At 45.6% G+C, this 13771-nt stretch carries 9 protein-coding genes; all 9 read left to right on the forward strand.

Translation table 11 applies throughout. The features are described 5' to 3' along the window. Positions 1-113 precede the first annotated feature (113 nt). The 9 genes from HMPREF0999_RS17170 to rfbD all read left to right on the forward strand — a co-directional run bounded on the left by HMPREF0999_RS17170 (position 114) and on the right by rfbD (position 13745). Positions 114-3176, forward strand: coding sequence for a SusC/RagA family TonB-linked outer membrane protein (locus tag HMPREF0999_RS17170; protein ID WP_005861306.1), 3063 nt, complete (start codon positions 114-116; stop codon positions 3174-3176). Between the two features lie 15 nt (positions 3177-3191). Next, positions 3192-4898: a RagB/SusD family nutrient uptake outer membrane protein gene (locus tag HMPREF0999_RS17175; protein WP_005861308.1), complete on the forward strand. Its 1707-nt coding sequence runs from the start codon at positions 3192-3194 to the stop codon at positions 4896-4898. A gap of 193 nt (positions 4899-5091) precedes the next feature. Then, positions 5092-6273 (forward strand): 6-bladed beta-propeller, encoded by a 1182-nt coding sequence (locus tag HMPREF0999_RS17180; RefSeq protein WP_009276469.1) that lies wholly within the window; start codon positions 5092-5094, stop codon positions 6271-6273. 233 nt (positions 6274-6506) lie between these two features. Further along, the gene (locus HMPREF0999_RS17185) at positions 6507-8075 is read left to right on the forward strand and encodes an ATP-binding protein (protein WP_009276470.1); all 1569 of its coding nucleotides are present in this window, start codon (positions 6507-6509) and stop codon (positions 8073-8075) included. Between the two features lie 15 nt (positions 8076-8090). Beyond that, entirely contained in the window at positions 8091-9866 is a 1776-nt protein-coding gene (locus HMPREF0999_RS17190; protein WP_009276471.1) for a DUF6057 family protein, read from the forward strand. Then, positions 9863-11332, forward strand: coding sequence for a TolB family protein (locus HMPREF0999_RS17195; protein ID WP_009276472.1), 1470 nt, complete (start codon positions 9863-9865; stop codon positions 11330-11332). Before HMPREF0999_RS17190 ends, HMPREF0999_RS17195 begins: the two co-directional genes overlap by 4 nt. A 63-nt stretch (positions 11333-11395) precedes the next feature. Further along, a complete protein-coding gene (locus HMPREF0999_RS17200) occupies positions 11396-12322 on the forward strand; it encodes a Mur ligase family protein (protein ID WP_008773847.1) in 927 nt (308 codons plus the stop codon). Then, on the forward strand, positions 12319-12867 hold the full coding sequence (locus HMPREF0999_RS17205; RefSeq protein ID WP_005861320.1) for a DUF4924 family protein: 549 nt from the start codon (positions 12319-12321) through the stop codon (positions 12865-12867). Before HMPREF0999_RS17200 ends, HMPREF0999_RS17205 begins: the two co-directional genes overlap by 4 nt. 14 nt (positions 12868-12881) lie before the next feature. Then, a complete protein-coding gene (rfbD, locus tag HMPREF0999_RS17210) occupies positions 12882-13745 on the forward strand; it encodes a dTDP-4-dehydrorhamnose reductase (protein WP_008773846.1) in 864 nt (287 codons plus the stop codon). Positions 13746-13771: the final 26 nt, after the last annotated feature.

Here is a 13771-nt window from a genome sequence, read left to right on the forward strand (position 1 = left end):
AACGTTTTAGCTAGTCATTTTTATTAGGGACTGCGCTCAGAGATAGCAGAAAGTAGGTTTTTGGTGTTTGAATATTGTTAATCTCAATTAATTATAACCATTTAATAATAAAGATGGAAAAATGTAGTAAGAAGAGCAAGCAATTGTGTTTAAGCTTGTTCAAACCAAGTGTTATGATGCTTACCACGGGATTCCTATGTATGGCCTCCTTTCAAGGATTGGCGGCTGTGGAACCCTCGCACAACTACGGACCGAATGTTGAATCGGTCATGCAAAATGGTAAGACTGTTACGGTTAAGGTTTCAGATTCAATGGGTGAGTTGATCGGCGCGAACGTGTTGGTCAAGGGAACTACTATCGGTAACGTAACCGACATGAACGGCTCGGTTACGTTGCAAGATGTGCCCGCAAACGCTGTTTTGGAAATCTCTTATATCGGTTACACGACCAAGGAAGTCCCGGTTGGCAGTCAAAGTGTTATAAATGTTACGTTGTCGGAAGATTCCCAGGCTCTTGAAGAGGTCGTGGTCGTAGGTTACGGTACGATGGAGAAGAAGCAAGTGACCAGCTCCGTTACCTCATTGTCTGCCGGCGATATGATGAAGGGTGTGGGTGGTGCCGATATCACCAGCTCTTTGCAAGGTAAGATCAGCGGTTTGATCTTGCAAAATAATGGTAGTGCCAATGGTACGACCACGATCCAGTTGCGTGGTTTGACCTCTATCAACTCTGGTAAGGCTCCATTGATCGTTGTCGATGGTTTCCCGGGAGGTGATATTCGTGCCTTGAACCAAGACGATATCAAATCTATCGATGTGCTGAAAGATGCTTCCGCTGGTGCGATCTATGGTACACGTGCTGCTTCGGGTGTGATCTTGATCACAACGAAGAGTGGTTCTAACACGAATGGTAAAGTAAAATTGAATTATAGTACTGAGCTTTCGAAGAAACAAAACTATGGCCGTCCAGATATGATGACCGCCGATGAGTATCGTAATCGTACGGACGTGAATATCATTGATTACGGGCAGAACGCTGATTGGTGGGACGCTCTTTTGCAGAAGGATAACTTCTCGCAAAAACATCACCTCTCTTTGGAGCTAGGTACCGAGAACGCACAAGTGTACACCTCTTTCTTCTATGAGACCAACGAAGGCATCACGATTAAGGATAACCGTAAGGACTATGGTGGACGCTTGAATGCAAACTTTAAGCTGTTCGATGGTTGGTTAGAGATCCGTCCGATCGTGGATTATCGTCAGACTGCTCGTACTTCCGATGGATCGGATGAGGATAAGAAGGCAAACTTCAAGCAGGCGTTGTATAATAACCCGACTCGTTCCCCATTTGACCCGGAAAGCCCGAGCGGATATAACGTATGGACCGGAGAAACTTTGGACTACAATATCGTAGCGGATCGTATGCTTTCCGACTACGAGGGCTTGGATAAATGGTTTAAGCCTGAGGTGACGATGAAATTGAACATCAAGCCGATTGAAGGTTTGAGCTATTCTCAGACATTGGGTTACGAGAACCGTCAGTGGGAGTTGCACCAGTTCCGTTCTCGCTATCACCGAGAGGAGGTGACAAACAACCGCGGTGGTTGGGCGAAATTGGAATTCTCGAAGACCGAACATCTTACTTCTGAGGGTTACTTCACTTACCTGAAAGAATTTAAGGGAGGTCATAGCTTAAATGCCGTTGCCGGTTACTCTTATTTCGAGAAGAATGGAGAGAATTTCAATGCGGAGAACTATGATTTCGGTGTAGAAGGCCTGAAGTATTGGGACTTGGAATCCGGATCTTATTTGACCGACGGTAAGGCAAAGATGGGATCTAAAAAAGATATTACGGAACGTTTGTTCGCTCTTTATGCCCGTGCCAATTATTCATATAATGATAAATATATGGTAACGGCTACGATCCGCCATGAGGGTTCCTCGAAGTTTGCCGCAGAGAACCGTTGGGGTAATTTCTGGGCGTTGTCTGGAGGTTGGCGTGTATCTGGTGAGGAATTCATGAAAGAGTTTGATTGGGTAAATGACTTGAAGATCCGTTTCGGTTATGGTGTGACCGGTAATAACGACTTCGATGCTTCCTATATGGCTAATACGTTAAGTCGCGACCAATATTGGATGCTTCCGAGTGGTAGCTGGGCGTTTGTTTATGGACCGAGCTCTAACGTGAACCCTTATTTGGGATGGGAAGAGAAGAAAGAGTGGAATATCGGTGTGGATTACTCATTCTTTGGCAACCGTATGTATGGTAAGTTCGATTACTATCGTCGTAAGATCGATGGCATGATCTACGAGGTGAATGTTCCACAGCCACCGTATCCAAATGGCAAACAATGGCAGAACATTGGCGAGATGGAGAGTAAAGGATGGGAGTTCGAGGTTGGTGGTGACATCATCCAGAATAAGGACTTCACTTGGACTTCCAGCTTGAATATGAGCCATAACTCAGGTAAGATCCTTACGATGTATGGTAACAATTCACGTATGGATGGTAACGCTATGGATGAACCGGGATGGCCGGGCGATGCCTCTCGTATTGAAGAGGGGGCAGAGATCGGTGCGTTCCATATGTGGAAATTCGCTGGATTCGACGATAAAGGAGACTTCCTTTTGTACAATAAGGATGGTGAGGTTATACCTGCTTCCCAAAAGAGTGTAGACGACAAACAATATATCGGTAATTATCTACCTAAGGTGATGATGGGATGGAACAATACCTTTACCTATAAGAATTTTGACTTGGGTATTAATATGCGTAGTTGGATAGGTTTCGATGTCTTGAATACTTATCCGATGTACTTGGGTATCCAGGGACAGAGTGGTGCCGGCCAGTGGAATCTTTGGAAACCGGCGCTTGACGATCCGAAGTATAAGGACATTCGCGGCGTGAAGCAGCTTTGTGACTACTTCTTGGAGGATGGCTCGTTCTTGAAAATTGATGCGATTACGTTAGGTTATACATTGGCGTTGAGTAAGTATACAAAATGGGCAGAGCGCCTGCGTGTATATGGAACTGTCGGCAATGTAGCGACTATTACAGGATATAGCGGACATAATCCGGAAGTGAATATTACCGGTTGGGAAGGCGGTGTCGATAAGGTTTGGAACTGTGATCCGATAGTTCGCACCTATACGTTAGGTATTCAAGTAACATTCTAAAAAGGTAAGAAGAAAATGAAAATTAGCAAGATAACAAATTGGTTGGTAGCCGGAGCTGCTTGCTTGCTGCTGGGTACCTCTTGTGACGTGGATCCTACGTTCTATTCGCAGGTTGTTCCCGACACGTATTATACGAATGCAGACGCGGTTTGGTCGCGTTTTAATCGTCCTTTTACGCATTGGCGTTGGTGGGTAGCTCATAACGACGCTCGTGTGCGCTTGATGGAAGTGGGAACTGATGCTATGTGTGTGCCTACTCGTGGTAATGACTGGTTTGATGGCGCCGTTTATCAGAACATGCATCATCATCATTTTATGGATGATATGAGCCCGATGAAGGATGGATGGGACTTGACGACGATGGGTGTGGCTCAGTCGTGGAGTGCCTTGGAGGATTTGGAGAATATTGATTTCGTATCGGTGGGTTTGACTGAGGAGGATCGTGTATCAATGATTAATCAGTTGAACGTATTGGCTGCCTCTTTTTATTTGGATGGTTTGGACATGTTTGGTGGTATGCCTCTTTACACATCTACGAAGGAGGATGTGAAGGCTCGTGCTACAGATGTGGAGACTTTCCATTTTATCGACTCCTTGTTGGATGTATCTATGCCGAATCTTCCGTTGAAGGAGACCTTGGGAGCACCCGAGACGAACGTTATCCATCGTGCTGTGGCTGCGGCTTTGAAGGTTCGTTTGTATTTCAACGCTGAATCGTATATCAATAAACCGATGTATGAGGAGGCCGCTAAGATTTGTCAGGATATTATCGATGGAAAGTATGGTCAGTATAAATTGGCCAACCATTTCACCGAGATATTTGGTTGGGGTAATGAGACTTGCCCGGAGATTATCTGGACAGTACCTTCCGAGAATGCCAAAGGTGAGACGGATGGTGGTTTGACTGCCTTCACTCTTCCCTATAATTTCAAGGATTTCTTAGGGGGCTTGCAGGATGCTAGTGGTAATAATGGGCTTTGCCTATGCCCTAGTCGCGATCCGGAGGGTAACTTGTATAAGTTTAACGTAGGTAATCCATACGAGACATTCAACGACAAGGATATCCGTAAGCAGCAGTATGTATATGAGGGTGGTCGCAAATACCGTGGTATGTTTATCGTTGGTGAGTTGCAAAACCCGGATTTCCCCGAGTATAAATGTCTGGGTGCCCGCGAGTATGCCGGCAAGGTCTTGAATGTCGTAGACCAGATCGCTCATATCAGCCAGGTGGGCAATACGGTAGCCAGTCTTAAGGATCTGACTTCTACGATTGCCGATGCAGAGGAGAACTCAGGCGTGCGTGTTCTTAAATTTAGTCCTCTGCCTAATCAAGATGAGTTCAAGGAACGTTTCAACCCAGATTGTCCTGTAATTCGTCTGACAGAGATCTATTATACTTTGGCGGAATGTAAGATGCGTTTGGGCGATAAGAATGGTGCGGCCGATATCATCAACTCCATCCGTAAGCGTAACTTCGAGGGTGGAAACGACCCGGATCCTGTTACCGCTGCCAATTTGGATAAATACCGTATGCTGAAGGAATGGATGCAAGAGTTCTTGCGCGAGGCCCGTCGTCGTACGGACTTGATCCGTTGGGACGCATATGTGACAGAGGATTGGTGGGATCATAAGGCTACGAACGATGAGAAATACAATCGTTATCCATTGCATCAATTGTCATTGGGTGCGAACCCGTTGTTGGAACAGAACCCGGGATATTAATAAGTTAGACTTAATATAAAAAAGGAGGTATGTTGCAGAGGCATACCTCCTTTTTCTGATATGGCGTGGAAAACGCAGTAGTACTTACTTGACTGGAGAATATGTACTTCATCGGGCAAATAAGTATATATTCGTAGACGAAGTAAGTACTACTGCGTTTTCCGGCATATAATTTTGATTGATTTATAACGTGATGAAACAACAATTAATTAGCTTGTTTTTTTGCGGTGTATTATTATTGCAAGGTTGTACCGAAAAGAAAAATGAGGCACAACTAGAGAAGACTCTATCTGTCTATCAAGTAGATTTGAAGTCGGAATCACCCAAAGAAAGTATTGATCGATTTCTGGCCGGTATGGAGATCCGGTTGTTACCTTTGGAGTCGGGAGACAGTATCCTGTTTAAAGGCTCCGCCTCTACCATCCATTTGGCAGATGATGATATATTCCTTTTAGATGCTTCTCAGCGTGTGATTTTCCGTTTCGGCAGGGATGGTAAGTTCAAGAACAATATCTTTCGGAACGGGCAAGGCCCGGAGGAATATAACGTGCTATTCAATATGGCTTTGTTTGACAATAAGGTTTATGCTTTGGATAATACGAAGATCCAGCTGTATGACTATGAGGGTAATTATCTCAAAACTGTTCCCCTGAAAAATGATGGTCGTCAGGTAGCTGTCGCTAAAGATGGCACGATAGCTGTCGCTTCCAATTATATCCAGCCTTATCAGCTAACCCTATATCGTCCGGATGGTACGATCTCCGAATATTTACCTAGCGATAAGAACTTATTGAAACAGCAAATCTCTCAGTCCACCTATCATTCGTTGAAGAGATATGGCGATCGGATCTTGTTGACAAATTATTTTGATCCATCCATCTATCAGCTGGAAGATACCGTGTCTGCCTTCGCCACGCTTGACTTCAAAGGCATGAATATCCCCTCCGATATGTTTAGTGGTACGGATGAGGAGATCGCCAACCGGTTCCGTGAATACCGCGAGGGAGATAAGGCCATTCTCTCATTCGATCGCTTGACCGTTACGGACGACTGGGTTGTGTTTGCGCCTTCTTTGATCTGGGATCCATGTGTGGTTTATTATAACCGTAAGTCGGATACTTATCTTCTGAATAAGAACTGGGGGCAACCTTACGATTTGTTCTTCGGAGGCTACAGGGCACCGGACGGATATGATGAGAAGAGCCGGGAGTTTTACCAACTGGTCAATGCCGTAGAGCTGAAAGAGGTCGTAGGGGAAATCGCCAAAGCGGCCCCGAATTATCAAGATACCTATCCGTTTTTGAAGGGTGTGGATGTATCCCAAATAGATGATAATACGAATGATTGGATTGTATTCTTTAAGTTACGGTCTTAGAGGATATATAACTTGTATGGGAGAATATGACCGATCTCTGTATTATCTTCAACGATGTGATCTGCTATTAGTTCTTATTCAAAATGGGAGGAATTGCGTTTGATCAAGCGTTTTTTCCTGCCAGTCAAGCGTATTGTCAAGGAAAGTTTTTGAGATCATATGTTCTTATCTTGTTCCGATAAAAAGGAATGTCTATCTTTGTTCATGGTAAGTATATCTAAACGATCATCGCTATGAACCAGACAATTTATCCTATCGGCATACAGAACTTCGAGAAGATCCGTAAAGACGGTTATCTCTATATTGATAAGACAGCTTTGATTTATCAGTTGGTTAAGACCGGAAGTTACTATTTCTTGAGTCGTCCGCGGCGTTTCGGCAAGAGTCTCTTGCTATCTACGTTGGAGGCCTATTTCCAAGGAAAGAGGGAGCTGTTCGAGGGGTTGGCGATGGAACGGTTGGAGAAAGACTGGGAGGTATATCCGATCTTGCATTTGGACTTGAATGCTCGTCATTATAAAGATACTGCCGCTCTGACTAGTATCTTGAATGAGTTCTTGGAGAAATGGGAGGCTTTATATGGAACGGAGAAACAGGATCGTGCCTTGGAGGAACGTTTCAGTTATGTGATAGAACAGGCTTATCGCCAGACCGGGCATCGCGTGGTGATATTGATTGACGAGTATGACAAGCCCTTATTGCAGAACCTGCACGATGAGGATATGCAGGATCAGTTGCAGAACATGTTGAAGCCTTTTTACGGCGTGTTGAAGACGATGGATGGAGCCATCCGTTTCGCCTTGCTGACTGGGGTGACGAAGTTTGGAAAGGTAAGCGTGTTTAGCGATTTGAATAACCTCATGGACATATCGATGGACGATCGTTACGTGGAGATATGTGGCATCACGGAGAAAGAGATACATACTTGTCTGGAAGATGAGGTGAGGGAACTGGCCGGAGCGCAAGATATGACCTACGAGGAGACCTGCCTGAGACTCAAAGAATGCTATGATGGATACCATTTCGTGGAGAATTCCATCGGTATGTATAATCCTTTCAGCCTGCTGAATACGTTCGCTCGCCGGAAATTCGGCGATTATTGGTTCGAGACCGGTAGGCCCTCTTACCTTGTTGAATTACTCAAGCATACCCATTACGACCTTTATGAGATGGCGAACACGGAGACCGATGTGGATGTGTTGAACAGTATTGACTCTGCCTCGATAAATCCCGTCCCCGTGATCTACCAGAGTGGCTACTTGACGATCAAGGATTACGATCCTGAATTTGGTATCTACCGGCTAGGTTTCCCGAACCGGGAAGTGGAAGAGGGTTTCGTGAAATATCTCCTTCCATTTTACACGAGTGTTAGTGCGCCCAAGACCCCTTTCGAGATCGGGCAATTCGTACGAGAGATACGCTCCGGTGATTACGATGCGTTCTTCCGCCGCTTGCAAAGCTTCTTCGCTGATACACCCTATGAGGTGATCGCCGGTCAGAAGCCGGAGCGTGATACGGAGTTGCATTACCGGAACGTGCTTTTTATCGTATTTAAGTTGGTTGGACTTTATACGCAGGTGGAATATCATACCTCACAAGGGCGTATTGATCTCGTTTTAAAGACCGATCGCTATATCTACGTGATGGAATTCAAGCTGAACGGCACCGCCGAGGAGGCGTTGCGCCAGATTGAGGAGAGACAGTATGCGCTTCCCTTTGCGAGTGATCCGCGGCAAGTTTTTAAGATCGGCGTGAACTTCTCCTCTGTGACCCGTAACATCGAGCGATGGTTGGTGGAATAATAATCTATTAAGTATATGAACTGGAAACAAACGCTTTTCTGGTCTTTTTCGACAGTTGCTATTTTTTATTATTTCCTGCTTTTTGGCGTGTTTGTGTTTGTCGGTCAGGAGGAGATGCAATTGTTTATACCTGAGTGGTGGTATATCCGGGAGTTCCTTTTTCAGCCGGGAGGATTTTGCGCTGTCGCCGGGCAATGGATCATTCAATACTACCGGCAGCCTATGTCGGCGGTGGTTCTCCATACGGTTTTACTCGTTGGTTGCGGGTTTATGGTCTATAGGATCTTGCGTTGTTTTTCTGACAAGACCTACCTGCTGTTCCTTTCTTTATTGCCGGTCCTGTATCTGGTTAAGATGAGTATTCATGGGGAGTATTTGGTGGACGGGACGGTTGGCGTGGTTTTGATGCTTTTAGCTTTGTCGGTCTCGCTAAAGGTGCGGCGGGCGGGTTCTATTGCCGGATACGGAATTGCCTCTACACTTTTTTTATGTGGGCTGACTGGGCTTCTTTCGGTTTGTTACGCTTTCTTATATACGCTGTTAGCTTTACTCCGCTACAAAACGTCGCGGCAAAGATTGGCCGCCGCTGCCTGCTTGATCCCAGCACTTTTTATATATTTGTTTAGCGGATGGTTAGGGATTCCTGTACCTTTGTCTGATGGATGGATGCCGGAAGCCTATCTGGAGATACAGCGATTACCTCATTATTATATGTATCGTGTATGGACTTTCTTTACCCTTTCGATTGTCGGTGTTGCTTTATTCGCTCGCTTTGTTCCGGTGATTGGCGAGAAGAGTAAATGGATGGATCGGGTAGCCCTTGTTGTTTGTCTGATCACGGCGCTGGTATCCATACGGTTTTGCCTGCCGGAACCTTGGCATGCGCAACGCATGATGCTTGACGAGCTCTCTTTCTTAGCCCGGGAGAGGCAATGGGACGCTATTATTGATAAGTACCGGGGAAAGCAGATCTATAATTATGCTAGCTTAAACTATTTGAATATGTCGTTGGCCCATAAGGGAGAATTGGCCGACCGGATGTTTACTTTCGATCAGAAAGGAACGAAAAGCTTATGTGCCGATTGGAATCAGACCTTTTACATGGATCGTTTATTGAGCGATGTTCATTTTCTTATTGGCGATGTCTCTTTGTCTGAAAGTCTTGCGATGGACGGATTTACGCAAGCCAAACGTAAAGGGAGTGCCCGCATGATGCAACGTTTCGTGCAAGTTTGTCTGATTAGGGGTGAGGTGGCGCTGGCCAAGAAATATTTGGACTTGCTTGCCGCTATGCCATTCTATAAAGATTGGGCTTGCCGTTATGCTACCTATCTGGTACATCCGGAATTAATGGATAAAGATCCGGAGTTGAGTGACAAATATATGCCTGTTGAGAAAAGGGATCGACTGAGTTTGTCCGTACCTGTCGATTCCTTATGGAGTGGATACAATCTTCCGGATCATCGGATCGGTTGGGAATACCGGGGATGTTATTATTTGTTGGGTAAGAAGCTGGATGCATTTGGCCGATTCTTGGAAGAAACACCTTTCATGAAGGGGGAACCGATACCCCGGCATTTCCAAGAAGCCGGATTGTTGTTGGCGGACAAAGACAGTATATCGCTTTCCTCCTATTCCATACAGCCGGAGATCGTAGACCGATACCGGGAATTCAAGCAGGTTTTGGGACGATCTGCCAACCAAGTGGATGTGTCCTCGATATATCGACAATTTGGAGATACCTATTGGTATTATTTCTATTTCAAGATCTTTAAAGGAGAAGAACAATGAAGCGATTATCTATCTGTTGGATTATAGGTTGTCTTTTGGAACTTGTAGCTTGTAGGCCGGAAGTTCCTACGCAAGCGGAACAAGGAGAAACTGACGTGTTTCCGGATTACAGGGAAGTTACTGTACCGGTCAATATGGCCCCTCCCAATTTCAAGTTGGTTGATCAACAGCTACAGGGGATAATTCGGTTGAAAACTATGAATGGGGAGTTGATAATCGCAGCCGATCATGGTGTTTTCAACCTGCCGGAAACGGATTGGAAGGTCTTATCGCAGGACGCACAAGGAAAACAAATAGATGTGACGGTTTATTTTCGAGAACCTCAAAGTGATTGGAAACAAATGAGTTTCCCTATCTATGTGTCAAGAGATTCCGTTGACGCTTATTTGGTGTATCGCCGTATTTTTCCCGGATATCGGATGTGGAACGAGATGGGGATTTATCAACGATGTGTTGAAAACTATGTTGAAAAGTCTATTCTTGATAACCAATCGACAAATAATAGTTGTATGAACTGCCATGCCTTTTGTGAGCGACAAGGGGAACAAATGCTTTTTCATCAGCGGGGTTCTCATAATGGGACTTACTTGATTGATCATCGGCAGGTAAAGAAGATTGCGTTGGAACGGGACGGTAAGCCGGCTTCGTTCGTTTATCCGTATTGGCATCCATCCGGCCGGTATGTTGCTTTTTCTACCAATGAGACCCACCAGGACTTCCATCTTTCCGATGAGAATCGGATTGAGGTATATGACGTGGAATCGGACGTGCTGATCTATGACACGGAGAAGGAGAGGGTATTCAGTTCGCCATTATTGGCTTCTATGGCGTGTTATGAGACTTTTCCCACTTTTACTCCGGATGGCAACTATCTGCTGTTCTGTTCGGCGGATTCTGTCTGTATGCCAGAAAATTATCGGGATGTCCGGTATAACCTGTTACGAGTCGCTTTTGATCCGAAAGACGGTTCGATTGGAACCCAAGTGGATACCTTATATAATGCGAGAGAAGCGGGCCGGAGTGTTAAGTTCCCGAGAGTCTCCCCGGATGGGAAGCGGCTACTTTATACGGTGTCCGATTATGGCAATTTCTCTATTTGGCATAAGGATGCGGATTTGCATATGCTGGATCTGTCTACCGGGGCAATCGATTCTTTGCCGGAAGTGAATAGCCCGGATGTAGAGAGCTATCATTCTTGGAGCGGCAATAGTCGTTGGTTTGTCTTTTCCAGCCGGCGGGGCGATGGGCTTTTCACACGTCCGTATTTGGTGCATGTGGATGAGCGGGGGCAGTGCGGCAAGCCCTTCTTGTTACCGCAAGCGTCTCCGGATTATTATGAGCGTTCCCTGTTCTCTTTTAATGTCCCGGAATTTATACGGACTCCGGTTCTAATCTCGAAGGAAAGGCTGGTCGAGGCCTCGGGAAAAGAAGAGGTCACGACCATTAAACGTATCGAGGGCATCTAATTTTTCGCTTCTTTGTGCCGAAGGTATTTATAAAAGTCGTACTTTTGCGCTAAAATCAAAACGATGCGAAAAGTTCATTTGATCTCCGTAACCGAACCTTTGGTTTTAGATCTAGCCCTAGCACTTCGAGAAAAAGGATATGAGGTAAGCGCTTCCGGTTGTGGTCTGACTGAAGAGATGATAGGAAGACTTCATAACGCAGGCTGTACCTGTTATGGGGATGGGTGGTTTCCGGAGAAATTAATAAAAGATATTCACTCGGTGGTTTTGGGTGCTAAAGTAAAGCAAGATAACCCGGAATTATTGCGTGCGAAGGAATTGGGGATGTTAATCCAATCCATTCCGGAATTTATATTTCAACGGACTCGGTCGAAAACTCGGGTTGTTGTGGCGGGTAGTCGTGGAAAGAAGACAATTATTTCCATGATGGTCTGTGCGTTGCGCCGGCAAAAGTTGGCGTTCGACTATGCGTTGACTAGCAAGGTGGACTCGCTTCCGAACCGGATACATTTGAGTTATGAGGCACGTATCGCTTTGATCGAAGGAGATGAGCATATCACCTCTGCCTTGGACAAGCGTTTCCAATTGGAATTCTATCGTCCGCATATCGCCATCCTGACGAATTTATCTTGGTCTACCGAGACGGATCATGCGACTCCGGAGGCCTATTTATCCACTTATCAATCTTTCTCCGTTTCTATTGAGCGGGAAGGGAAATTGATTTATTTTGGAGGTGATGATACTGTCAGTCAGTTGGCAGGGGACGTCCGGAGCGATATCACCGCTATCCCTTTTGAGGAACATCCGGTCGTGGAGAAAGACGGGCAGACTTTTCTGCATACTCGCTACGGAGACTATCCGGTGCGGATTCCCAATCGCTATTTCTTGATCAATCTGAATGCGGCACGTTTGGCTTGCCGGCAGTTAGGCGTTAAAGACGCGGATTTTTATCAAGCGTTATCGGAATATAGTTTATCTTTGCCGATATGATAATAGCTAGACAAAAAAGAAAAGAGAATATCGCTGAATATCTGCTTTATATGTGGCAGGTTGAGGACTTGATCCGGGCGAATAAGTTCGATATGGATTCGATCAACCGCACGGTGATCGCCCATTACGACCAGCCCGAGGAGGTGAAGAAGGAAATCGCTCAATGGTACGAGGAATTGATCGAGATGATGCGTAGCGAAGGGGTGATGGAGAAAGGTCATATCCAATTGAACAAGAATGTGATTATTACTTTGACCGATTTGCATCTTCGTCTTTTGAAATCTCCGAAAGAGATGGTTTATAGCGCAGCTTATTATAAGACGCTTCCTTATATCGTACAGCTCCGGGCTAAATCGGGTGGAGAGGATCTGCCGGAGCTAGAAACTTGTTTCGCCGCCGTATATGGCTATCTGCTTTTGCGTATGCAAGGGAAAGAGGTGAGTGCGGAGACGTTAGAGGGTATTAAACAAATCAGTTCCTTCTTGGCGTTGCTCGCCGAGAAATATCGGGAAGATATGAAAGGGGAACTTAAACTAGAGGATTAATAATAGATATAGACATGAAGACAGTTTTGGTAACCGGAGCGAACGGTCAATTGGGAAATTCTATCCACGCTCGTATCAGCCAGTATCCCGGCTATAATTTTCTTTTTACGGATATAGATACGTTGGATATTTGCGACAAGGAGGCCGTCCGGAAATATGTCTTGGAAAATGATGTTCAATATGTCATGAATTGCGCCGCTTATACGGCGGTGGATAAAGCGGAGGAGCATGAGGATCTGTGTATGCGCATCAACCGGGATGCGGTACGGAACTTAGGTGAGGCCGCTCATGCCGTGGGTGCGAAGGTGATTCATGTATCTACCGATTATGTGTTCGATGGAACGAGTTGCCGTCCTTATCTGGAAAGCGATGCGACTTGTCCTGTTTCCGTATATGGACGTACGAAACTGGCGGGAGAGCAGGCCTTGATGGAGGTGTGTCCGGATTCCGTGATTATCCGTACGGCTTGGTTGTATTCCGAGTATGGAAACAATTTTATGAAGACGGTATTGCGTTTGGGAAAGGAGCGGGATGAGTTGCGTTTCATATTCGACCAAGTGGGTACGCCTACTTATGCCGGAGATTTAGCGGTCGCTATGCTTGCCGTGCTGGAACGTGCCGAGGCGGGTAAATTTATACCGGGTATCTATCATTTCTCGGACGAGGGGGTGTGTAGCTGGTATGATTTTACGGTAAAGATCTTGCAAATAGCAGGTATGAATAACCGGGTGATACCCATAGAGACCAAGGATTATCCGACACCGGCCAGCCGGCCGCATTATAGCGTATTGAATAAAGGTAAGATAAAAAGCACGTACGGACTGACGATTCCCCATTGGGAGACTAGCTTGGCCTACTGCATGAATAACAAAGTGTAACTGATAACAATATATACATATAAAAT

Source organism: Parabacteroides sp. D25, from assembly GCF_000307475.1.
GTDB lineage: Bacteria > Bacteroidota > Bacteroidia > Bacteroidales > Tannerellaceae > Parabacteroides > Parabacteroides distasonis.

Coding starts and splice junctions, on each gene's coding strand:
- HMPREF0999_RS17170 (WP_005861306.1), top strand. CDS start 114: ATGGAAAAATGTAGTAAGAAGAGCAAGCAATTGTGTTTAAGCTTGTTC.
- HMPREF0999_RS17175 (WP_005861308.1), top strand. CDS start 3,192: ATGAAAATTAGCAAGATAACAAATTGGTTGGTAGCCGGAGCTGCTTGC.
- HMPREF0999_RS17180 (WP_009276469.1), top strand. CDS start 5,092: ATGAAACAACAATTAATTAGCTTGTTTTTTTGCGGTGTATTATTATTG.
- HMPREF0999_RS17185 (WP_009276470.1), top strand. CDS start 6,507: ATGAACCAGACAATTTATCCTATCGGCATACAGAACTTCGAGAAGATC.
- HMPREF0999_RS17190 (WP_009276471.1), top strand. CDS start 8,091: ATGAACTGGAAACAAACGCTTTTCTGGTCTTTTTCGACAGTTGCTATT.
- HMPREF0999_RS17195 (WP_009276472.1), top strand. CDS start 9,863: ATGAAGCGATTATCTATCTGTTGGATTATAGGTTGTCTTTTGGAACTT.
- HMPREF0999_RS17200 (WP_008773847.1), top strand. CDS start 11,396: ATGCGAAAAGTTCATTTGATCTCCGTAACCGAACCTTTGGTTTTAGAT.
- HMPREF0999_RS17205 (WP_005861320.1), top strand. CDS start 12,319: ATGATAATAGCTAGACAAAAAAGAAAAGAGAATATCGCTGAATATCTG.
- rfbD (WP_008773846.1), top strand. CDS start 12,882: ATGAAGACAGTTTTGGTAACCGGAGCGAACGGTCAATTGGGAAATTCT.